Annotated in this window: 22 protein-coding genes and 1 pseudogene; 20 read left to right on the top strand and 3 right to left on the bottom strand. The window is 35.8% G+C overall.

Features of this window, described 5'->3' with window-relative positions; all coding sequences use genetic code 11:
* Window positions 1-11 precede the first annotated feature (11 nt).
* From BCELL_RS23085 to manA, 18 genes and pseudogenes are all read left to right on the top strand, one after another.
* Window positions 12-383 (top strand): annotated as a pseudogene (locus BCELL_RS23085) (FAD synthase family protein); the annotation flags it as partial.
* Window positions 384-398: 15 nt separating this feature from the next.
* On the top strand, window positions 399-1,361 hold the full coding sequence (locus tag BCELL_RS17905) for a Gfo/Idh/MocA family protein (RefSeq protein WP_245547042.1): 963 nt from the start codon (window positions 399-401) through the stop codon (window positions 1,359-1,361).
* Window positions 1,362-1,394: 33 nt separating this feature from the next.
* On the top strand, window positions 1,395-2,807 hold the full coding sequence (locus BCELL_RS17900) for a CDP-glycerol--poly(glycerophosphate) glycerophosphotransferase (protein ID WP_013490183.1): 1,413 nt from the start codon (window positions 1,395-1,397) through the stop codon (window positions 2,805-2,807).
* A gap of 131 nt (window positions 2,808-2,938) precedes the next feature.
* On the top strand, window positions 2,939-3,505 hold the full coding sequence (locus tag BCELL_RS17895) for a CDP-alcohol phosphatidyltransferase family protein (RefSeq protein ID WP_245546897.1): 567 nt from the start codon (window positions 2,939-2,941) through the stop codon (window positions 3,503-3,505).
* Between the two features lie 89 nt (window positions 3,506-3,594).
* Complete coding sequence (locus BCELL_RS17890) at window positions 3,595-4,278, top strand: HAD family hydrolase (protein WP_013490181.1); 684 nt, start codon at window positions 3,595-3,597, stop codon at window positions 4,276-4,278.
* Window positions 4,275-5,234 carry an ATP-grasp domain-containing protein gene (locus BCELL_RS17885; RefSeq protein ID WP_013490180.1) on the top strand — a complete coding sequence of 320 codons (960 nt, stop codon included), beginning with the start codon at window positions 4,275-4,277 and terminating at the stop codon, window positions 5,232-5,234. The genes BCELL_RS17890 and BCELL_RS17885 overlap by 4 nt, the downstream gene beginning before the upstream one ends.
* Before the next feature lie 3 nt (window positions 5,235-5,237).
* Window positions 5,238-5,963, top strand: a complete 726-nt coding sequence (locus BCELL_RS17880; RefSeq protein ID WP_013490179.1) for a cytidylyltransferase domain-containing protein — start codon at window positions 5,238-5,240, stop codon at window positions 5,961-5,963.
* Window positions 5,964-6,006: 43 nt separating this feature from the next.
* On the top strand, window positions 6,007-7,047 hold the full coding sequence (gene pseG, locus BCELL_RS17875; protein ID WP_013490178.1) for a UDP-2,4-diacetamido-2,4,6-trideoxy-beta-L-altropyranose hydrolase: 1,041 nt from the start codon (window positions 6,007-6,009) through the stop codon (window positions 7,045-7,047).
* A 120-nt stretch (window positions 7,048-7,167) separates the two neighbouring features.
* Window positions 7,168-8,232 carry a pseudaminic acid synthase gene (gene pseI, locus BCELL_RS17870; RefSeq protein WP_013490177.1) on the top strand — a complete coding sequence of 355 codons (1,065 nt, stop codon included), beginning with the start codon at window positions 7,168-7,170 and terminating at the stop codon, window positions 8,230-8,232.
* A gap of 20 nt (window positions 8,233-8,252) precedes the next feature.
* Entirely contained in the window at window positions 8,253-9,203 is a 951-nt protein-coding gene (locus BCELL_RS17865; protein ID WP_013490176.1) for a dTDP-glucose 4,6-dehydratase, read from the top strand.
* Between the two features lie 64 nt (window positions 9,204-9,267).
* A complete protein-coding gene (pseC, locus tag BCELL_RS17860; RefSeq protein ID WP_013490175.1) occupies window positions 9,268-10,449 on the top strand; it encodes a UDP-4-amino-4,6-dideoxy-N-acetyl-beta-L-altrosamine transaminase in 1,182 nt (393 codons plus the stop codon).
* Window positions 10,450-10,552: 103 nt separating this feature from the next.
* Window positions 10,553-10,936: a flagellar protein FlaG gene (locus BCELL_RS17855; protein ID WP_013490174.1), complete on the top strand. Its 384-nt coding sequence runs from the start codon at window positions 10,553-10,555 to the stop codon at window positions 10,934-10,936.
* A gap of 111 nt (window positions 10,937-11,047) precedes the next feature.
* Window positions 11,048-12,691, top strand: a complete 1,644-nt coding sequence (locus tag BCELL_RS17850; RefSeq protein ID WP_013490173.1) for a flagellar hook-associated protein 2 — start codon at window positions 11,048-11,050, stop codon at window positions 12,689-12,691.
* A 27-nt stretch (window positions 12,692-12,718) separates the two neighbouring features.
* Window positions 12,719-13,132, top strand: a complete 414-nt coding sequence (fliS, locus tag BCELL_RS17845) for a flagellar export chaperone FliS (protein WP_041808396.1) — start codon at window positions 12,719-12,721, stop codon at window positions 13,130-13,132.
* A complete protein-coding gene (gene fliT, locus BCELL_RS17840; RefSeq protein ID WP_013490171.1) occupies window positions 13,129-13,479 on the top strand; it encodes a flagellar protein FliT in 351 nt (116 codons plus the stop codon). The genes fliS and fliT overlap by 4 nt, the downstream gene beginning before the upstream one ends.
* Before the next feature lie 99 nt (window positions 13,480-13,578).
* The gene (locus BCELL_RS17835) at window positions 13,579-13,965 is read left to right on the top strand and encodes a DUF8042 domain-containing protein (RefSeq protein WP_198283990.1); all 387 of its coding nucleotides are present in this window, start codon (window positions 13,579-13,581) and stop codon (window positions 13,963-13,965) included.
* 27 nt (window positions 13,966-13,992) lie between these two features.
* Window positions 13,993-14,181: a YjfB family protein gene (locus BCELL_RS17830; RefSeq protein WP_081457332.1), complete on the top strand. Its 189-nt coding sequence runs from the start codon at window positions 13,993-13,995 to the stop codon at window positions 14,179-14,181.
* 320 nt (window positions 14,182-14,501) lie between these two features.
* Window positions 14,502-15,449: a mannose-6-phosphate isomerase, class I gene (gene manA / locus BCELL_RS17825; protein ID WP_013490168.1), complete on the top strand. Its 948-nt coding sequence runs from the start codon at window positions 14,502-14,504 to the stop codon at window positions 15,447-15,449.
* 107 nt (window positions 15,450-15,556) lie between these two features.
* Here the strand turns inward: manA and BCELL_RS17820 are convergent, their stop codons facing one another.
* The 3 genes from BCELL_RS17820 to asnB all read right to left on the bottom strand — a co-directional run bounded on the left by BCELL_RS17820 (window position 15,557) and on the right by asnB (window position 19,618).
* Window positions 15,557-15,817 carry a hypothetical protein gene (locus BCELL_RS17820; RefSeq protein WP_041808395.1) on the bottom strand — a complete coding sequence of 87 codons (261 nt, stop codon included), beginning with the start codon at window positions 15,815-15,817 and terminating at the stop codon, window positions 15,557-15,559.
* Window positions 15,818-15,882: 65 nt separating this feature from the next.
* Window positions 15,883-16,494 (bottom strand): single-stranded DNA-binding protein, encoded by a 612-nt coding sequence (locus tag BCELL_RS22255; protein ID WP_013490166.1) that lies wholly within the window; start codon window positions 16,492-16,494, stop codon window positions 15,883-15,885.
* Between the two features lie 1,195 nt (window positions 16,495-17,689).
* Window positions 17,690-19,618, bottom strand: coding sequence for an asparagine synthase (glutamine-hydrolyzing) (asnB, locus tag BCELL_RS17810; RefSeq protein WP_013490165.1), 1,929 nt, complete (start codon window positions 19,616-19,618; stop codon window positions 17,690-17,692).
* Window positions 19,619-19,973: 355 nt separating this feature from the next.
* On the opposite strand from asnB, the gene cspD reads away from it, so the two are divergent.
* Both cspD and hpf read left to right on the top strand, forming a co-directional pair.
* Entirely contained in the window at window positions 19,974-20,171 is a 198-nt protein-coding gene (gene cspD / locus BCELL_RS17805; RefSeq protein ID WP_041809164.1) for a cold-shock protein CspD, read from the top strand.
* A gap of 455 nt (window positions 20,172-20,626) precedes the next feature.
* Window positions 20,627-21,190, top strand: coding sequence for a ribosome hibernation-promoting factor, HPF/YfiA family (gene hpf, locus BCELL_RS17800; protein WP_013490163.1), 564 nt, complete (start codon window positions 20,627-20,629; stop codon window positions 21,188-21,190).
* Window positions 21,191-21,540: the final 350 nt, after the last annotated feature.

Genomic DNA, 21,540 nt, shown 5'->3' with positions numbered 1-21,540 from the left:
GTTGTGAAGGAATGAAGAGAATTATCACTTATGGTACCTTTGATTTATTCCATGAAGGTCATTTAAATTTACTGAAAAGAGCTAAAGACCTAGGAGATTACTTATTAGTTGGTGTTACTTCAGAAAGTTACGATAATAGCCGGGGCAAATTAAACGTTCAAGATAATTTAATGAAACGAATAGATAATGTATTAGCGACTGGACTTGTTGATGAAGTAATAATAGAAGAATATGAAGGACAAAAAATAAACGATATTCTGAAATATAATATAAATATATTTGCAATTGGTTCAGATTGGTTTGGGAAGTTTGATTACTTAAAAGAATATTGTGAAGTTGTTTATTTAGAACGTACAAAAGGAGTTTCTAGCACATATCTAAGGGAAAAAAATAATGGTATTTTAAAACTTGGAGTAGTAGGTTATGGAAGGATAGCTAACAGGTTTATTCCAGAAGCAAAGTTTGTAAGTGGTGTTAATGTAGAAGGGGTTTTCGGACCAAATAAAGAGTCTTTAATAAATTTTTATGAAAATCATCAATTGATGTTTTGGACATTAGACTATGAGGAATTTTTAAATAGAGTTGACGCAGTTTACATTGCGTCACCGCATCAAACCCATTATGAATATATTAAGCATGCAATTCAAAGAAAAAAACATGTATTATGTGAAAAACCAATGGTACTATTTGAAGAGCAAGCTCGAGAACTATATGAACTTGCACAAAAAAATAATTGTGTCCTTATTGAAGCAATTAAGACAGGATATTCACCAGGTTTTAACAGACTTATTAGTACAGCTAAAAGTGGATTGATAGGAAAGATCAAAAGTGTAGATGCTACTTTTACGAAACTAGTCTCAGGACAATTACGTGAATTAAATAAAGAATCTGCTGGAGGTAGTGTCAACGAATTAGCATCATATCCACTTTTAGCTATTATAAAACTACTTGGTGAAAAAATAGAAAGTGTAAATTATTATACGCATTATGATCAACAAAAAGAAGTAGATTTATTTACTCAAATAAATATCAAATATAAAAATGCGATTGCAACAGCAAAAGTTGGATTAGGTGTAAAATCGGAAGGTGATCTAGTTATTTCAGGAACAAAAGGATATATATATGTTCCGGCACCTTGGTGGAAAACGGAATATTTTGAAATAAGATATGAAAAAAGTTCGGAAAATAAAAAAATATATTATAAATTTGATGGAGAGGGGTTAAGGTACGAACTTTCAGAATTTGTTAAATTAATTAATTCGAATCATAAGGAAACATATAAGCTTCTATCATCAGAATCAATTTCTATTATTAGAATAATTGAACAATTTAGTCTTGGTAAAAATGTTCAAAGAATATAATAGAAAACTCCTCTTTAGGAAGGGAAATATATTATGAGAAAAGTTGGTTTTGCTTGTACAACCATTTTTCATTATATTCATTATAAACATATTGCTAATGAATTAGAGTCTAGGGGATATGTTGTTGAATATATAATATTTACGCCAAAATTAAGTGATCGTTATAATCGAATTTTTTGCTACTTTAAGGAACATTCTATTAAATTTAGTGATTTTGAAGACATTTTTTTAGCGGAACAATTTGATGTTATACTAGCTCCATATTATTTAGCAGGATTCCAGTTACTTGATAAAAATATATTAAAAGTACGACTAATGTATGGGTATGCAAAAGACAGTTGGAATTATGCAGAATGGAATAAAGGGTTTGACTTAGTATTGGCATATGGACCTTACGCAAGCAAAAAATTAAATCAGTTTACAGAAGTGAAAAATATAGGTCATCCGCGATTTAAGGATAAATATAAAGAAAATGTAGTAGACATATCTGGAAAAATATTCACAAGAGAGGGTGATAAACCAATTCTGTTATATTGTCCAACCTGGTCGGATTTATCTTCCCTAGAAAAGTTTATGGAAAAGAAGGAAATATTTTTGGAAGATTTTACCCTTCTTATTAAGCTTCATCATGGTAATAGTAGTTCAGATTTATTTAATTTATCTAAAGCGCAAAATATATACTATTTTAATGAAACAACAGATCTCTTTGATTTGCTATACCTCTGTGATGTTATATTGAGTGATTATAGTGGATCAATATTTGACGCTATGCTATTAAGAAAGCCCATAGTTTTACTAGATAGTTATGATAAGGATATAAAAGATAGTGGGTATTTGAATATAAGTGAAATGAAAAATGTAGCGGTTTATAGTCAAAGTCACAGAGATGAAAATAACACAAGTTTAGATATTAAAGTTAGAGGTGTATTACCGCATGCGAGAAAAATTTCAGATGTTATTGAATTAATTAAAAATTATAGTTCAGGAAAAGATTTACCATACGAGGGTTTAGTCAAAGAACTATATAGTTATCAAGATAATAATGCACCTATTCGAGCAGCTAATGCAATTGATGAACTAATTGAGAATAAAAAAAATTATAGAAAATACGGGGATGATTCTTTTTATTTACTAAATACTATTAAGATTAACTGTTTTCTTAATGCAAATAACGACCAACAGATTGCAATATGGGGAGCAGGAGAAATGGGGCAAATATTATATGCCTGGTTAAAAAAACAGTGGAAAATAGATTGCTTCTTTGATATGGATGTAACAAAACAGGGAAAAAAAATAAATGGTATATCAGTTAAGAAAATTGATTTAAGTAAGAAAATTTTAATCACTGTGGCAAAATATGAAATTGAAATAAAAGATTACTTGATAAAAGAAGGTAAGAGAGAAGGCATTGATTTCATTTCTGTTTTTAATCGAGGTGAGTGTTAATGAGCCTTATATGTAAATTTCGTTCTTTTCGTCAGAAATATGTTGTCCAACAAAGACGCCCTCAAGAGTATCTTTTTAATAAATATTACGCACATCTTATAGACCCCTTTTTTACAAAACTGGTCTATGATATGAGATTAACACCAAACATGGTAACTGTTATTGCTGGGCTGTTTGGTATTGGTGCAGGACTTTCCTTTATATTCGAACAATGGATTCTTGGAGCAATTTTACTTCAGCTACATCACTTAATGGATGGCGCTGATGGTAACCTAGCTAGACTAACGAATCGTTGTTCGGATTTTGGGGCGAAATTAGATCAGTGGGTAGATCAAATAGTACGACTTGTATTATTTGTATCTATTACTTTTGTTGTTGATGTACCAATGTGGGCTAAAGTATTATTTGTAGCAACAATATATATCGATGTTATTGTTGTACATAAATTCGTTTTACCATTTATGAGGAAATATACGATAGTACGTTCAAAATGGAAACAGTGGTTTTTTTCTAGGGGTATTATACCTGCTTTTGATATCTTCTTAATATATTTCTTAATATCACTATTTGCAATCATAAATAATTTAGAGATGTTAGTTTTTATAGTGATTGTAGGGAAGAATCTCGATTGGTTATACCGCGTTTGGGAGTGTTTAAAGTCTAAGTACTTGTATCAAGTTAAGCATACAGAGACTTGATATAATTAGAAGGAGCTTGTAAGTTCAAACAGGCTCTTTATTTTTATTGTTTAGTCCGATATTAAATTAAATAGGAAGGAATATTATAAATGGAAAAAAACATTCCAATCTTTGACTTAGATGATACATTATTTTGTGAACACGAATATGTTCGTTCAGGGTTTAATGCCGTTGCAAAATATGTTGTTGGCAAATTTCCTAACCTAAATCAAGAGACTCTTTATAACAGTTTTATTAAAGAATGGATGATAAGTGGAAGGGGAAGAGTTTTTAATGCCGTTTGTCAAAGATATAATATTGATGTGAGTATTGATAAACTTATCAATGTCTATAGAAACCACAGACCTTTGATTGATTTATATAATGATGCAAAAAGTTTGATATCTTTTTTGAAGAGGCAAAATATACCTATAGGAATAATTACAGATGGTAACTCAATAATGCAATGGCGAAAAATTGAAGCATTGGGCTTAAATGAATTAGTTAGTTCTATTATTGTTTCAGATGACTTAGGAAGTAGTTGTTGGAAACCTAGTGATATCCCCTATAAGGAAGTATCAAAAGTATTAAACACGTCATTAAACGAATGTATTTATATTGGTGATAATCCCCATAAAGATTTTGTTACTGCAAAAAGATTAGGCATGAAGACGATACGAATAATCAGACCAGTAGGGGATCATATGAAAATCTCATTGGACAAACACTATGAAGCAGATAAAAAAATATATTCTTTATTAGAATTAAGGAAAGATTTTGGTGGGGGAGAATGAACATATTAGTAACGAGTATTTCCAAAAAAGTACCCCTTCTTAAAGCTATTAAAAAGGCTGGAAAAAAAATCAATGCTAAGTGCCAAATTTTTGGAGCTGATAGTCAATTAAATGTAATTGGCAAATATTTTGTTGATCAATTTTGGCTAATGCCACCCTTAAGTCAATTAAAACTTGAAACATTAATAAGCTATTGTCGCTCTAATAATATATTTGCTATTATTCCTACAAGAGATGCAGAACTTTTAATTTTCTCTGAGTGGAAAGATTCGCTAAAAGAGCATGATATTTTTGTCATGGTTTCAGATAAGGAACCAATTAAAAAATGCATAGATAAACTTGAATTTTACAAATACAGTACAAACAAAAATTACCCCGTTATTCCTACTACAGAAAACATCGTCGATATAAAAGCTTTTAGTTACTTTGTAGTGAAAGAGAAATTTGGGGCAGGTTCTGAAAATATAGGTACTAACTTAAATATGGATGAGGCAAGAATTCATGCAAACAAGTTAAGGGGGCCAATATTTCAGCCTTATATAGTTGGTAAAGAGTATAGTATAGATATTTATATTAATAATGAAATTAAAGCTAAAGGAGCAATTGTAAGAAGTAGAGACACTGTTATAAATGGTGAATCACAAATTACGACAACTGTAAAGAACGATATGATAGAAAAAGTTTGTTGCAACTTTGCTGAAGAATTAGGATTATATGGGCATGTAGTATTTCAAGTCATTTTAGATGACAATAATAACCTAAATATTTTGGAAATCAATTGTCGTTTTGGCGGGGCTTCTCCATTAAGTATTGCTGCTGGGTTAGATAGCTTATATTGGTTTTTATTGGAGGCCAAAGGGATAGGCATATGTGATTCTCCTTTTGTTCGAACTAGTAAAGAATTGAAACTGATTCGTTATCCCAATGATTTAGTTATTGATATGAAGGAGGATTAAATAGTGAAAGTAAATATTATCATCCAAGCTAGAATGGGGTCAAGTAGATTACCAGGTAAGGTGTTAAAGCCTCTTGGAAACTCTATTGTCCTTGACTATGTAGTATCTAGGTGTAAACGTATTAAAGGGGTAGATGAAGTCATTGTAGCTACTACCATTTCAAAACAAGACGCGGATATTGAGAAATGGTGTCAAAGGAATAGAGTTAATTGTTTTAGAGGGTCTGAATTAGATGTTTTAGATCGTTACTATAAATGCGCCAAATTATATCAATCAGATTATATAATAAGGGTGACATCTGATTGTCCATTTGTAGACATTGAAATGGCAGAAAATATAATAAAAAAAATGATAAATAATCCATGTGACTTTGTGAAGGTAGAGGGGGATTTGCCCAGAGGGTTAGTAGTTGAAATGTTTGCGTTTAATGCATTGGAGTATATCTATAAAAATGGCAAAGAAGAAAGACATCGTGAACATGTTACATACTACGGATATGAAAATGAAGATAAATTCTCTGTTAAAAAGTATTTTGCGCCAGACTCATTGTGTAATCCGGAACTCCGTATCACCCTTGATACAGTAGAAGATTATGAACTATGTAAAATGATAGCACAACACTTTAATAATGATAAGCTTGTATCATCTAACCAAGTTGTAAATTTTCTAGTAAATAATCCTGAAGTAGCAAATATTAATTCTCATATTGTACAGAAACCTGTGAAGTGATTTACTATTTTTTCAATATTTACTTATTTTGAGATTTGAAGGAATGATGGTTTTGAATGTTATAATTCGTGTGGATGCTTCAATTAACATAGGTTCGGGTCATGTAATGCGATGCTTAGTATTGGCAGAGATGTTAAAAGAAGAAAGAGTAGAAGTATGTTTTATTTGTAAAAACATTAGAGGTAATCTCATTGGTATAATTAAGGATAATGGTTTTAAAGTATTAGAATTACCAAACATTTTAAATGAACTAGAGGACGCAGATAAAACTGTTCAATATTTAAAAGAAATGGATATCACTTGGATTGTTATTGATCATTATAGTCTTGGAGAGAAATATGAGAGTATTGTAAGACCTTTTGTTAATAAAATAATGGTAATAGATGACTTAGCGAATCGTAAGCATGACTGTGATCTCCTTCTTGACCAAAATTTTTATTCGAACATGAGAAATAGATATAATCATTTGGTATCATCTACTTGTAAAAAATACTTAGGTCCTAATTATCTCTTATTACGTCAGGAGTTTAATAATGTAAAAGGATTGACGTACCAACCTACTCAAGTTAGTAAGATCCTAATATTTTATGGTGGAAGCGACCAGACAAACGAAACCGAAAAGGTTTTAACAGCTATTAAGCAGCATAATTTTACTTCCTTAGCTGTCGATGTAGTTGTAGGGAGTTCTAATCTAAATATCAGTACTATAAAAAAAATGTGTACAGATATTGGCGCTACTTTTCATTATCAAATTAATTATATAACTAAGTTAATGGTAGAAGCGGACGTATCATTTGGAGCTGGAGGAATTACAATGTGGGAACGTTGTTATCTAGGTCTCCCATCGATTGTTACAATAGTAGCAGAAAATCAAAGGAAGTCTGTAGAAGATACTCACGAACATGGTGCAATAATAAATATTGGATGGCACGAAAATATAACTGAAAAATCATATATTAAAGTATTAAAGGATCTAAGGGAAGGCAAGATATCTTTAGTGCAATTAAGTGAGAGGTCTAGGGCATTAGTGAGAAATAACGGTTGTTTACAACATCCTATTGTAAAAGAAATAATCGGAAATTAATTTAAGTGAAAATATGTATAAGCTTTTTAAAGAATATTAACTATGAGAAAGATAATAAGTAAGAATCTGCATTTTATCAAAATCAAACACATTACATATAATTAATGAGGAGGTGTTTCAATGAAAGAATTCACCATTGCAGAACGCAAAATCGGTCCCAACCAGCCCCCATTCATCATTGCTGAAATGTCTGGGAACCATAATCAATCACTAGACAAAGCGTTAGAAATTGTGGAGGCAGCTGCAGCCGCGGGTGTAGATGCGTTAAAGCTTCAAACATACACAGCAGAAACGATGACACTAGATGTTAGAGAAGGCGAGTTTTTTATTGATGATGAAAATAGTTTATGGAAAGGGAATTCTCTCTATGACTTATACAAAGAAGCGTATACACCATGGGAGTGGCATGAGCGAATATTTCAACGTTGTAAAGAACTAGGACTTATTGCGTTTAGTTCTCCGTTTGATGAAACAGCAGTAGACTTCTTAGAAAGCCTTGATGTACCTTGCTATAAAATTGCTTCCTTTGAAAACGTGGATATTCCGTTGATTCGGAAGGTAGCACGTACTGGTAAGCCAGTTATCATGTCAACTGGAATGGCATCTGCTGCAGAATTAGATGAAGCCGTTAGAGTCGCACGCGAAGAAGGCTGTGAAAACCTCATTCTCTTAAAATGTACAAGCACTTATCCTGCTTCACCAGAGAATTCAAACTTAAGAACATTGCCACATTTAAAAGAATTGTTTGGGACTCAAGTTGGGCTATCCGATCATACGATGGGCGTCGGTGTTGGGGTAGCTAGTGTTGTTTTAGGAGCAACGGTAATCGAGAAGCATTTTACATTATCCCGTGACGATGGTGGAGTAGATGCTGCCTTTTCTATGGAGCCTAAGGAAATGAAGGCATTGGTGGAAGAGACAAAGAAGGCATGGCTTAGTTTAGGTACGGTTAAATATGGTCCTACAAAATCAGAAGAGCCTTCGTTAAAACACAGACGTTCTTTATATGTTTCAAGCGATCTCAAAGTAGGAGATGTACTTACGAAGGAGAATGTACGAGCAATTCGACCAGGACTAGGAATGCCAACAAAGTACATCAATTTAATAATTGGCAAAAAAGTAGTGAAAGAAGTGAAAAAAGGAGATCCTCTTACGTTTGATGTTGTGATGGAAGAGGGGAATTAATCATAAAGGGAAGTGTAGTAATGAACGTTTTAGTTACTGGTGGTGCTGGATTTATCGGTAGATGGGTTGTTAAACACCTGCTTCACGATGGGCACAATGTTGTTGTGCTAGATGACCTTTCCAACGGACAAAAGAAAAATCTAGCAGATTTTAAAGACAAAAGCAATTTGTTAGAAGTAGTAATAGGCGATATTAAGGACGAACAACTCCTAGATTCTTTATTTAGCAAATATTCATTTGACATCTGCTATCATCTAGGTGCTTCCATTAATGTTCAAGATTCAATTGATGATCCAAGAACAACGTTTAACAACGATACAGTGGGTACGTTTTATGTTATGGAACAATGCCGTAAGCATCTTGTGAAAGTAGTATTTATGAGTACTTGCATGGTATACGATCGCTGTTTAGATGAAACAGGAATAACTGAACAGCATCCTACTAAACCTGCCTCTCCATATGCGGGCGCAAAAATTGCAGCAGAAAATATGGTGTTGTCCTATTTTTTCGCTTATGACCTTCCTGTTGTTGTCGTACGACCATTCAACACCTATGGTCCTTTTCAAAAGACCGGTGGTGAAGGTGGTGTCGTTGCTATTTTCATTAAGAAAAAACTTGAAGGAGAGTCGCTTCATATTTATGGTGATGGAACGCAAACACGTGATTTATTATTCGTGGAGGATTGTGCAAATTTTGTTGTACAAGCAGGTTACTCTGAGAAAGTAAACGGAGAAGTTATAAATGCTGGTTTAGGTAGGGATATCTCAATAAACGATCTTGCTAAGCTTATAGTAGAAGATGAGAATCGCATTAAACACGTCGAACATATACATCCACAGAGTGAAATCCAAAAGCTTCTCTCTAATTATGAGAAAGCACATCTTCTATTAGGTTGGAAACCCAAAGTATCGCTTGAGGAAGGTATAAAACGCACAGAAGATTGGATAAGTGAAGGGCATTTAGATCAATAATTATGACATAACCTCCAATGGAATGAAACATTGGAGGTTATCTTTAAATGGAAGGGTGATATTTATGTTAGCCATACATGGTGGGAAACCAGTAAGAGACTCCTTTTTGTCGTATGGAAAACAATATATAGATGATGAGGATATTAATGCAGTGATTGAAGTATTAAAAAGTCCTTTTCTAACACAAGGGCCTGCTGTTGAGAGGTTTGAAGACGCAGTTGCGAAGTATGTTGGAGCTAAACATGCAGTTGCCTTTGCTAATGGTACAGCTGCACTACATGGTGCCTATTATGCCGCTGGAGTTACAAAAGGAGATGAAATAATTACGCCTGCAATGACCTTTGCAGCAACGGTAAATGCTGCGCTTTATCAGGGAGCAAGGCCAGTATTTTCCGATATAGATAAAGATACATATAATTTAGATCCAAAGAAAATAGAGGATAAAATTACAGAACGCACAAAAGCGATTGTTTCAGTTGATTATACAGGGCAGCCCGTAGATTATCATTCATTTCAAAAATTGGCAAAGAAACATCATTTAGTTTTTATTAGCGATGGGGCACATTCACTAGGTGCAACTTTTGAGGGGAGAAAGGTTGGGAAACAAGCTGATATGACCATGTTTAGTTTCCACCCTGTAAAACCAGTAACTACAGGTGAAGGTGGTATAGTCGTTACTGATAATAGTGTTTATGCTAATCAACTCAGGTTATTTAGATCACATGGTATAACGAAAACAGAAGTAAGCGAGAAAGAAGGACCGTGGTTTTATGAAATGGTAGAACTCGGGATGAATTATCGCATGAATGATATACAGGCCGCTTTAGGCACGTCCCAACTCAGAAAAATAGACGAATTTATACTAAAACGAAAAAAGATATCTGAGCAGTATACGACAAGATTTCAGAAAATACCGGGACTCATCACACCTAAACAACTTAATCATACTGAATCCGGTTGGCATCTATATATATTACAACTAGATTTATCTTGTTTTTCTGTTGGGAGAAAAGAAATATTTGAGGCATTGCGAGCAGAAAATATTGGTGTACATGTCCATTACATACCTGTCTATAAACATCCATATTATAGGAAGTTAGGGTATACTAGTATGAAAACACCAATAACTGAGGAAATATATGAGGGTATAATCACGCTACCAATCTTTCCAACGATGACTAAAAAGGATGTTGAAGATGTTATAACAAGTGTTTTAAAAGTGATTTCAGAATACAAAATAAAATAATTCTGATATTTAGTAACTTCTCTCATTTTTACCTATAAAAAGTAGTGACAATTCTACCGATAAAATAAGTAGGTATATAGTATAAATGAGAGGAGAAAAGCACATGGAAGTGAAGTCAAGTTTAGGCTCAATGTCTGTAAACGAACTATACTCTCAAATAAAAGCGGATAGAGTAGAGCAACAGCAGACAAATACACAAGGAAGTGTAGATACATCATCTAGAAAAGCAGAGGCTACATCATACGAAGAATCACGTACATGGAGTGTGGAAGTGTTAGATGAAAAAATTGGGGCACTCAATCATTTAACAGAGGCTCAATTTACCTCTTTAAAGTTTGAACGTCATGAGAAGTTAGACAGAACGATCGTAACTGTTATAGACCGTGACACAGAAGAGGTAATTAAAGAAATTCCACCACAAGAATTTTTAGATATGATATCCTCTATGCTTGAGTTTGCCGGTATTATTATTGATGAAAAGATTTAAGAACTCGATTTTTCGAGTTCTTTTCTTTTTTCGTTAATACATTGAGGGAATTAGCCGATATATATAGCAGATACTTAATAATCGGATAAAAAGAATAAGAGGTGTTTATAGATGCGTATTGGTGGATTAGCTTCTGGAATGGATACACAACAGATGATAACAGATTTGATGAAAGCAGAACGTATGCCATTAGATAAATTAATTCAAAGAAGAACTACTCTTGAATGGCAAAGGGATGCCTATCGTGACATTAATTTACAGATTACTAATTTAAGAGATTCTTTTCGAGCAACTGGCTTAGGATTACAGGCCACCTTTTTACAAAAATCGGTTAATAGCTCTAACCAAAGTGTGGTAAGGGCTACTGCCACTGCTAACGCTCCTAACACGAGTGTACAAATGAATGTTCAAAGATTGGCAACGGCAAGTACCTATGTTTCTCAAAATACATTGTCAGCCGAAGTTCAAGATTTGGAGTTAAAAGATTGGAATGTACCTGGATTAACATTTGAAAATGGCGTTGCAAACTTCGAAATGACAGTAAAAGATCCTAGTACTGGTGAATCTAGAGTAGCTTCATTTCAATTAAAGGAAACTGACAAACTATCCAATGTATTAACAACACTTAATAGTTCGTCACTAGGTTTTAATGCCTATATGGATCAAAATGCTGCCGCCGATAGTCCTCAAATCGTTTTAAATATGAGAAATACAGGTGCAAATAGTGATATTAACTTTGATCAAGTCGGAGAAGAAGGCGATTCAACAAAATTAAATAATGGTTTAGCATTGTTCCAAAGTCTAGGCTTCACAACTGTGTCACCAACTGAAGAAGGAGAAACCTCTACTACACTATCTCTTGAAGGTGGACGTCCAGGAACAAACGCTAGGTTTACATTAAATGGGCATACGACGGAAAGAACGACAAACCAGTTTACAATTAATGGTGTGAATTATTCCCTTACAGGTGTTTCAAGCAGTCCAGATGAAATTACAATGATAACAACACAGACGAATACCGATAAAATCTTTGAAGATATTATGAAATTCGTTGAGCAATATAATGAGCTTGTAGACAAGATTAATGGTTCTGTAAATGAACCACGTCATCGTGACTTTCCTCCATTAACAGACGAACAAAGAAGAGAAATGACTGAATATGAGGTTGAAATGTGGGAAGAAAAAGCCAAAAGTGGCTTATTACGTGGAGATTCGGCTTTAAATTCTGCGTTGTCTCAAATGAGGTCAGCAATGTTTTCGGTAGTTGGGGTTCAAGGAGATCTAATAAGAGACTTATCTCAAATAGGTTTAGTATCATCTCCAAATTACATGGATGGTGGTAAGATTGTATTAGATCATACTGCAAGGGAAATGCCGAATGGAGAAAGGATGACAGGAGAGGACCGTCTTCGTTATTATATAGAAAACCATGGGGAAGAACTTTATGGATTTTTTATGGGAGATGGACCAGAAGCAAGTGATAAAGGAATTTTAAGAAAGCTACGGCCAGCATTGGAAGGTGCAATGGACCGAATTACATCTCGTGCAGGACGCGAGGGAAGAACAAATCATCAATTTACATTAGGTAGAGAGTTAATCAATGTTGAAGATAGAATTACAAATTTCGAACGTCGTTTACAGCAAACAGAACAAAGGTACTGGAACCAATTCACGGCGATGGAAACAGCTATGGCGCAAATGAACTCACAAGCAGAACAAATGTGGGCGATGGTAAGTGGTATGATGGGTAATTAAGCTTTAAAGAATAAGGAGTGAACAATGATGGCAGTAAATAATCCGTACGCCAATTATAAACAGAAAGCAGCGGAAACGAAAACACCTGGAGAACTAACGTTAATGCTTTATGAAGGATGCTTGAAGTTTATAAAACAAGCGGGAAAAGCGATGGATGAGGAAAACTACCAAGATAAAAATACCAATCTTATAAAAGCACAGAATATTGTTAAAGAGTTAATGGTCACATTAAAGACAGACACTGAAGTTGCGATAGGTATGCTGCAAATGTACGACTTCATTTTAAGTCGTCTCACAGATGCAAATATTAATAATGATGTAGATGCACTAAAGGAAGCAGAAGAATTTGTTGTTGAATTCCGTGATACTTGGAAGCAAGTCATTCAAATTGACCGTAAACAACGCCACGGTGTTGGTGTCGGTGGGGGATCTAGCAAGTGAATGAGTTCGTCAAACTCTATGAAGTGACAAAGGAGCTTTTCGATCATGTTAATACCTCTCCAGATAAAGAGGCAAGAGAAGACTATATCGAAAAGTTGAATGCATTAATTGAAAAGCGAGCTTCGATTATAACGTCTATTACTAGAGAAGCAACAGATAAGGAAAAGTTATTATTAAAGCAGGCAGCAAACCTAAATGAACAAATGACACAGAAGCTTCAAGAAGTGCTACATGCAATAAAGCGTGATATGCAAAGTTTGAAAAAGAAGAAGGATACGGGCCAGCGCTATGAAAATCCATACAATTATGCGCCGATTGACGGTGCATTTATAGATAAAAAGAATTAATGAATCATTGGATTTTTGACTGATTTTCTTATACGATAATAACAAAGGGATGTGACTATTCACGTCCCTTTACTATTATCCAAGTTTAGCGGGTGAGAGATGATGAGTCAGCATGTCAAGGTAGCTCAGCGGACATTTTTAGAAAACTACTTGAAGCTACTGCAAGAGGTAGAGGGATCGTTTTCATTTGTACTAGATTGCTATAAGCAAGGTAATGAAGACATCGGCGATCGACTTCTTCAGCAAATGATGATGGGATTACTTCCTTATAATACGGAAAATATGACGGTTGCATCTATTTTTGGACACGATGATGCGAGCATGGAGGCACTTCGCGTTTTTCACAAAGAAGTACATATTGCTATAAAAATAGATGAAGAAATGGCTACAGCAGAGGAAAAGTCCCGTTTCGTACATGAGGTGATGCAGCCTCGTATACAACAATGGAGAAACACGGTCCATGAAAAGTTAACAGAATTATTATAAAAGGAGGTGTTATGTATTAATATTCCAATGCTATCGATGGGGATGAGTCAAGCGTATGTGAAGCAGGAAGCATCTATGGCCATGATGAAAAAGGCGATGGGGTCAGCGGAGCAAAATGGAGACTTTGTATCGAAAATGCTAGAAGGTACGCAAGCGCCGGCTACGGCCGATGCACCTCACCCTTATTTAGGCGGTAAAATCGATGTGAAACTATAATGATGTTGAAAGAGGTTGATCAAAAGGTCGTTTTTTTACCTTTTGAGTCAACCTCTAAGCAATGTGCGTAGCCGCCGCAATCCCTTAAAGACCACTATAAGTGGTTTTTTTATAGTGGTCGTGCGGTGAGTGGAGCCATTGCCAAGACTTTTAATAGCTTTTGGGATACCCTTTTTTTTATTATAAATATGTTATATTTGTTATGATAACAAAAACTATTATGCTAATTATAATTTAGAGTGTTATAATGATAAGCAAGTATATTTTCGGGTAATAACTTATATTATCGTACAAATAATCGTGAAGAAAGGTTGATACAAATGAACGATATTATCGTGTTAGAGCCAGTTCTAATGGAAAAAATATGGGGTGGAAGCCGACTCAAGCAGTTTGGATATGACACTCCGTCAGATAAAACAGGAGAGTGCTGGGGAATTTCGGGGCACGCACATGGAACGAATGTCGTTGCAAACGGGCCATACAAAGGGTTAACGCTACGTCAACTGTGGGAGGACCACCGTGAATTGTTTGCAAATGAGGAAGGGGATGAATTCCCACTACTCGTTAAAATTATTGATGCGCAAGACGATTTGTCAGTACAGGTGCACCCAGATGATACATACGCGAAGGAGCATGAAAACTACGCTTTTGGAAAAACAGAATGCTGGTACATTTTAGATAAAGAGCCTAGCTCGGAGCTAGTACTCGGACATAACGCTTCAACACGAGAAGAGCTACAGCAAATGGTCGATGATCAGGAGTGGAAGGCATTGTTCCGTTCTGTTCCTGTTGAAAAAGGAGACTTTGTTTATGTGCCAAGTGGAACTGTCCATGCGATCGGAAAAGGTATTATGATTCTTGAGATTCAGCAAAGCTCAGATATCACCTATCGTTTCTACGATTACGGCCGAAAAGATACAAATGGGAATGAACGTGATCTTCACATTAAAGATTCGGTTGCTTGTTCCATGGTTCCTCATGTTGATCCAGTATTAGACCGTTCGTCTTGGAAAGAAGATGGTGTTGCCATCGAGCGGCTCATTCAAGAGCATTATTTTACTGTCCATAAGTGGGACATTAACGGGAATGTTGTGCGTGAAAACAGATCGTATTTACTGATGAGTGTCATTGAAGGAACGGGTTCTGTCGTAACAGAAGGCGGAACACATACGTTGAAAAAGGGAGACCACTTTATTATTCCTTCCACTGTAGCAAACTACGAAATTATTGGTGAAATGAAAGTGATTGTCTCTGAGACAACGAAATAAACAAAAGGAATGCAACCACGAACGATTGCATTCCTTTTTTACGATTTAGGAGTCGATCATTGTGAGTAGAACACTTTTATCAGTTGGTAATGAAACGCCCAGTCTTCTTAACGAGCGCGAGCGATGGACAATGATGCGTCTCTTTGCTGAATGGAGCGAAGCAGGAGCTCGTCAGCGTTTATATTATCGAGATGCTTCATTTCAACGCTGAATTTTACATCCTCAATTGATTTTTGTAATGATTCCACTTTTTCCTCTTGATTGATTAATAGCTCTATCACACCATCTAGCTGATTCTTTTTTAACATTTCACTATCTATTTTCGCTAGTCGATGCAAAATAATTTTTAATAAATCTAGTTCGGTCAACACTATCACCTCATTTTTCATAGGTTGCCTTTTCGAAAAGAATTGTTCTTCCGACAAACAATCGTTTAAAAAGGTAGATCATTTGTAGTTGTTGCTTGTCCATTAAGCTGTTGTGAATCCGGTGGTGGCACAGAAGGGGAAGCTATACTTTCTATTGTATGGTTGTTAGCACTCTCCTCATGAGTTGAAGGGGGAGCTGTGGCATTACTTTGTGGCGGTGTATCCATGTCAAATGGAATTTCACGGTTGTTGCTCGTGCCGTTACCAGTAGGGATAGGTACTTGCTGAATGTGATTTGATCCATATTGTGAACTAGCACCATTTGTAGCGTTAACTTGACTTGTCGTTGTTTGATTACGCTTGAGCTGTAAAAATGTCACGTTTTCAGCAACGATTTCAGATACGGTCATTCGTCTATTATCGCCAATATCATAGCTGCGCATTTGAATGCGCCCTGTGACGCAAACAAGTGACCCTTTAGAGCAGTAATCACTCGTCGTTTCAGCTAGCTTTTTCCATGCTGTACATGATATGAAGTCTGTATCATAGTTTCCTTCAGCATTTTTGTAATTACGTCGCACAGCTAAATGCAATCGTGTAACAGCAGTTCCTTCCTTTGTTGTGTTCATTACTGGATCTTTAGAAATACGTCCTATAAGCATGACTTGGTTTAACATTACTTCACTCCTCTAAAATATTTTTTTCATCTACTATAAGGTGTTCGCATAAAAACATCACTTATTACAGGGGTACTATGTAATAGCCTCTAGGCAGTAGAGGTGTAATAAGTGAGCTATTTAGTATACAAGAGTGTAGTATTAAATTCTTATAACTAAATAGGAATGGGGACATATTTGAGGCACAAAGGTGCATATTGCTCAAGTCCATTCATTTTGGTAGGTTTTAAGTAATGTAATGATTCGTTGGGAAAAAAGGTAGTGTATGAAATAAGAAGGGTATGTGTATAAGAAGAAAAAAATGAAGGCGCTTACATAAGCTAATTAAATAGTAAGGCAGTGTTGAAAAAAATACAAGCTTTTCCAGAGTGGGAAACTGATGTTTTGTTCAATAATTCACATATTGTTCACATATGACGGGGGAAAGCGAGGAATATCTCTTTAAGTGGTTGCTGTAACTTCTTAACCTTGGCAGTGGAATTTTCCCGCCGTGCGTACTAGTGAGAAGAGGGGACTGAAAAAGTGGTGTTCTTTCACTTTTTCAGTGTCCCTAAGCAATGTGCGTAGCCGTCGCAATCGTTAAAAAGCCTGATAGGAGTGGATTTCTCCTATCAGGCGAGCGACGAGCGTAGCCATTGCCAATACTTTCTACATTAATAGAACAGTCTCTTAAAACTATTGGCGGCGGAAATGTTGCCACGCGTAGTAGTGAGCACTGAAAAAGGTCGAAATTTACCTTTTTCAGTGCCTCAAAGCAATGTGCGTAGTCGTTGCAATCTTTTAAAAGACTACTATGAGTGGTTTTCTCATAGTAGTCGCGCAACGAACGAAGCCATTGCCAGTACTTTCTACCATTTATGATACAACCTCTTCATAGAAAAAGAAGTAAAACTATGGGCGGTGGAAATGTTGCCACGCGTAGAAGTGAGAAAAACACTCACTACTACTTTTAAGAGATGTGGCATCATTTCTTCACCGCATCTAAGAAAAGACTAACAACGAGCTTGCCGAAGCTCGTTGTTAGTTTTTCTTAAAAGACCAGAGATATAAAATTGGCAGTGGAATTTTTTTTCGCCGTGCGTACTAGTGAGAAGAACACTCACTAGTACTTTAAGAGATACGGCGAAAATTCCACTGCTTTAAAGAAAGGACGTTAATAGCAGCTTCTTGAAGCTGTTATTAACGTCTTTCTTCTTCAACTAATATTATAAACAGATGAATCATCTTCGCCTTTTTTCTCGATGTATTGATGGTGCCAGATCATGTAAGTGAGTATCGTCCATATTTTACGACTGGCATCTATTTTTCCTAGTCGATGATCCTCTAACAGCTGCAAGCAGTTTTTCTTGTGAAATAAGTGGTCTGTATTGCTTGCTTGTATCCAGCTTCTTGCCCAATCGTACATTTCATCCTTCAGCCAGTGTCGAATTGGTACGGGGAACCCGAGTTTTTTTCGATGAAGGACATGGTTAGGAACGATGTCTGCTAATGCTTCACGAAGCCAGAGCTTTGTTTGTGTACCTTGTATTTTACCGCGAAGCGGAATTTTTGAAGCTACGTCAAAAACTTGTGGATCTAAAAACGGTACACGGAGCTCTAACGAATGCGCCATTGTCATTTTGTCTGCTTTTACTAAAATATCACCGCGAAGCCACGTATGAATGTCGACGTATTGCATCGTTGTTACATCATCGTAATTCGCGTTTCTTGCTTCTGCATAAAGCTGTTTTACAATATTGCTCGTTTTCCAATCGGGAGAGCCAGGGATAAGAATGTCTTCTTTTTCTACATCGGTAAAAATTTTAGCATTACCGACGAAGCGATCCTCAAGCGGTGTACATCCACGAATGATGAAGCTTCTACCGCGCATTCCGACTGGCAGTTGTTCCGCTATTTTTTTGAGTGATGGTTTAAGGCGATTTGGAATAGCCTTAAACATCTTTAATGATTGTGGTTCACGGTAAATGTTGTAGCCGCCAAATAGTTCATCTGCACCTTCTCCTGAAAGCACGACGGTTACATGACGACTCGCTTCCTGAGCGACAAAATACAGTGGAATCGCAGCAGGGTCTGCTACTGGCTCATCCATTTGCCACAAAATTTTTGGAAGCTCCTTCATGACATCTTCAACTGAAATTTTCACCCGTGTATGGTTCACATCCAATGCCTTCGCAGTTTCTTCCGCTACATCTCCTTCACTAAAGCCATCTCTATCAAACTCTGCCGTAAATGTATTCAAATTAGGATGGAACTGTTTAGCAATTGCAACAATGGCAGATGAATCGATACCGCCAGATAAGAACGCACCAACAGGTACATCAGAGCGCATATGGCATTTTACAGAGTCTATTAATGTATTTTTGATCGATGATGTCATCTCATCTTTTTCTATTTTTAGTGCATTTCTTTTGAAAGGAGCTAACCACTTCCTATTTTTTTCTTTTTCAATAAACGTAGGAGTGAAATAGGTGTACATTCTTAAGGATTCATATGGCTTCCATGAAAAAGAATGTCCAGGTTCGACCTTCATGATGTTTGCAGTCACAGTGTGTGGTTCAGGTGCATACTGGAATGTTAAATAATGAAAGGCAGCTTCTCCTTCAATATAAGTCGGTTCGTTAAGGAAAAATAATGATTTTTTCTCAGAAGCAAAGATGATTGTCCCATCTCTCAACTCACGATAAAATAAAGGTTTAATACCAAATGGATCACGCGCCCCAAACAACCTCGACTCTTTTTTATCCCAGATGATAAATGAGAACATCCCGCGCAGCTTGCTTACACAATCATCTCCATAATAATGATAGGCTGCAAGAATAACTTCCGTATCAGAGTTCGTTTGAAAGCTTAATCCTGCGTCTATTAATTGCTCGCGAAGCTCAGGCGCATTATAGATCTCTCCGTTAAAAATAATCGTGTATCGGTCCTCGGCGTAGCACATTGGTTGATGCCCTTTTTCAATGTCTACAATACTGAGTCTACGAAACCCCAGTCGAACATGTTGATCACCAAATGTACCAGCATCATCAGGCCCGCGGTGCGCGATGACATTCATCATTTCCTCTAAAGGAAGCTGATTCAATGACTCAGAATTATTACTTACCATTCCCACAAACCCGCACATATTGAAAGACTCCTTTCGTTACAAACTAGTTCTTCTTTAAAACATTTAATAGTATAACCAACTGCTTCTTTTTTCATGAAAAAATAGTAATAGGACAGTAAATCTGTTGTTTCAGACGACATAAGACGCTCAATATTGAATGGAAGTTTCAAATATTTTTTGAAAAAAATTAAAATATTTTTGTCAATTTCTGTTTAATAGATGACGCATCTAGAAAGCGTTCGCAAAGCGTGTCAAATGGTGTCAAAATAATCAGATTAAAATGGTTTGACTAAGTTTTTTGCCCTTGTTATAGTGGAATTGTAGTGGTACACTGTGCTGCTAGATTTTAGAATGAAGGGAATGTGTTATGAACATGCAAGGAAAAGTGAAATGGTTTAACGCAGAAAAAGGATTTGGCTTTATCGAGCGCGAAGGTGGAGACGACGTATTCGTACATTTCTCTGCTATTGAGCAAGAAGGTTTCAAAACTCTTGAAGAAGGACAAGAAGTTGAGTTTGAAATTGTTGAAGGTGCTCGTGGACCACAAGCCTCTAACGTAGTTAAGCTGTAATTCACATTCCCGGTTGATCGAAGATGCATATCATCATGCAGTGAAACCGAATAGGGACTAACTGTTATTATGAGTATAGCTTTCCAAAGGGAATTGAATACTAGCATAAGTACAAAAGAGAAAGAAACCGCTTATATCACTGTGGGCGGTTTTTCCTTTTTCACTTAAGTGCGTTATCCGGTGGAAAGCTCTCACTGGGATGGAGGGAACTTTTAAACTCGATTCTGTTGTTGCCTATAGAAAATTTAACAAATGTATATTTCGTGAACACGGTTATCCTCAAGCTAAGTTGTTAATAATATAAATGTAAGAGTAAGCGTCGCTCTAAGGCTTTGGACAATATTTTAGCTAAAACAAAAAACGACAAAAATTTTATGTTTTTTTAAAGGTTTTAGCAGGAATATTAACTACGTATGAAGAATATTACATACATAACCGAAAGGAGGAGTTTGCTTATGAATTTCAATATTCGTGGCGAAAACCTTGAAATCACACCAGCACTTAGAGACTATGTTGAGAAAAAGGTTGGAAAGCTTGATAAGTACTTTGAGAGTCCGCTAAAGTCTGATGTTAATGTAAAGATGAGTGTTTTAAACAACAACCAAAAGGTAGAGATTACAATCCCGATGGTGAAGCTTTTATTACGGGCAGAGGAAAAGCACTCTGACATGTATGCAGCGATTGATTTGGTTATTGAAAAATTAGAGCGTCAAATTAGAAAGCACAAAACGAAAGTGAATAAAAAGTTTCGACAGGATGATAGTCTAAAATATATGTTTAAAAATGAGTTAGAGCCTTTACAGGAAGAAGTAAAGGTTGCCGTTGAAGACGAAGATGAATTCGAAATTGTTCGTACGAAGCGCTTCGACTTAAAGCCGATGGACGCTGAAGAAGCCGTACTACAAATGGATATGCTTGGTCATAACTTCTTCGTATTCTCAAACGCAATAAGCGGCTCAACAAATGTAGTATACAAGCGTAAAGACGGCCGATACGGCTTAATAGAGCCTGAAGCTTAAAACATAAATAGTTAAGTGCGAACCTCCACTAATTTCTTTAGTGGAGGTTTTTTTAAATGATAAAGTATAAATTTGACGGTGGAATTGCTGCCACGCATGGTAGCGAGAAGAGCACTACTACTTTAAAGACATGTGGCATCATTTCTTCAACTCTTCTAAGAAAAGACTAAAAACGAGCTTCAGCAAGATCGTTTTTAGTCTTTTCTTATTGAATTACAGGCTGTGGAATATTAAGTGTGTTTTTTGTAGGAGTTCGTTTTAGTGGAAAAATGCAAAATAGATTAGCATTCCTTTCTAATGAGGAAAGAGTTGAAGAAAGGAAAGCCAGCGCGGCTGGTATTCCTTTCGAG

The sequence above is a fragment of the Evansella cellulosilytica DSM 2522 genome (assembly GCF_000177235.2).
Lineage (GTDB): Bacteria > Bacillota > Bacilli > Bacillales > Salisediminibacteriaceae > Evansella > Evansella cellulosilytica.
Note: the sequence above shows the minus strand (reverse complement) of the source record. Positions and strands in the feature narration are given on the sequence as shown.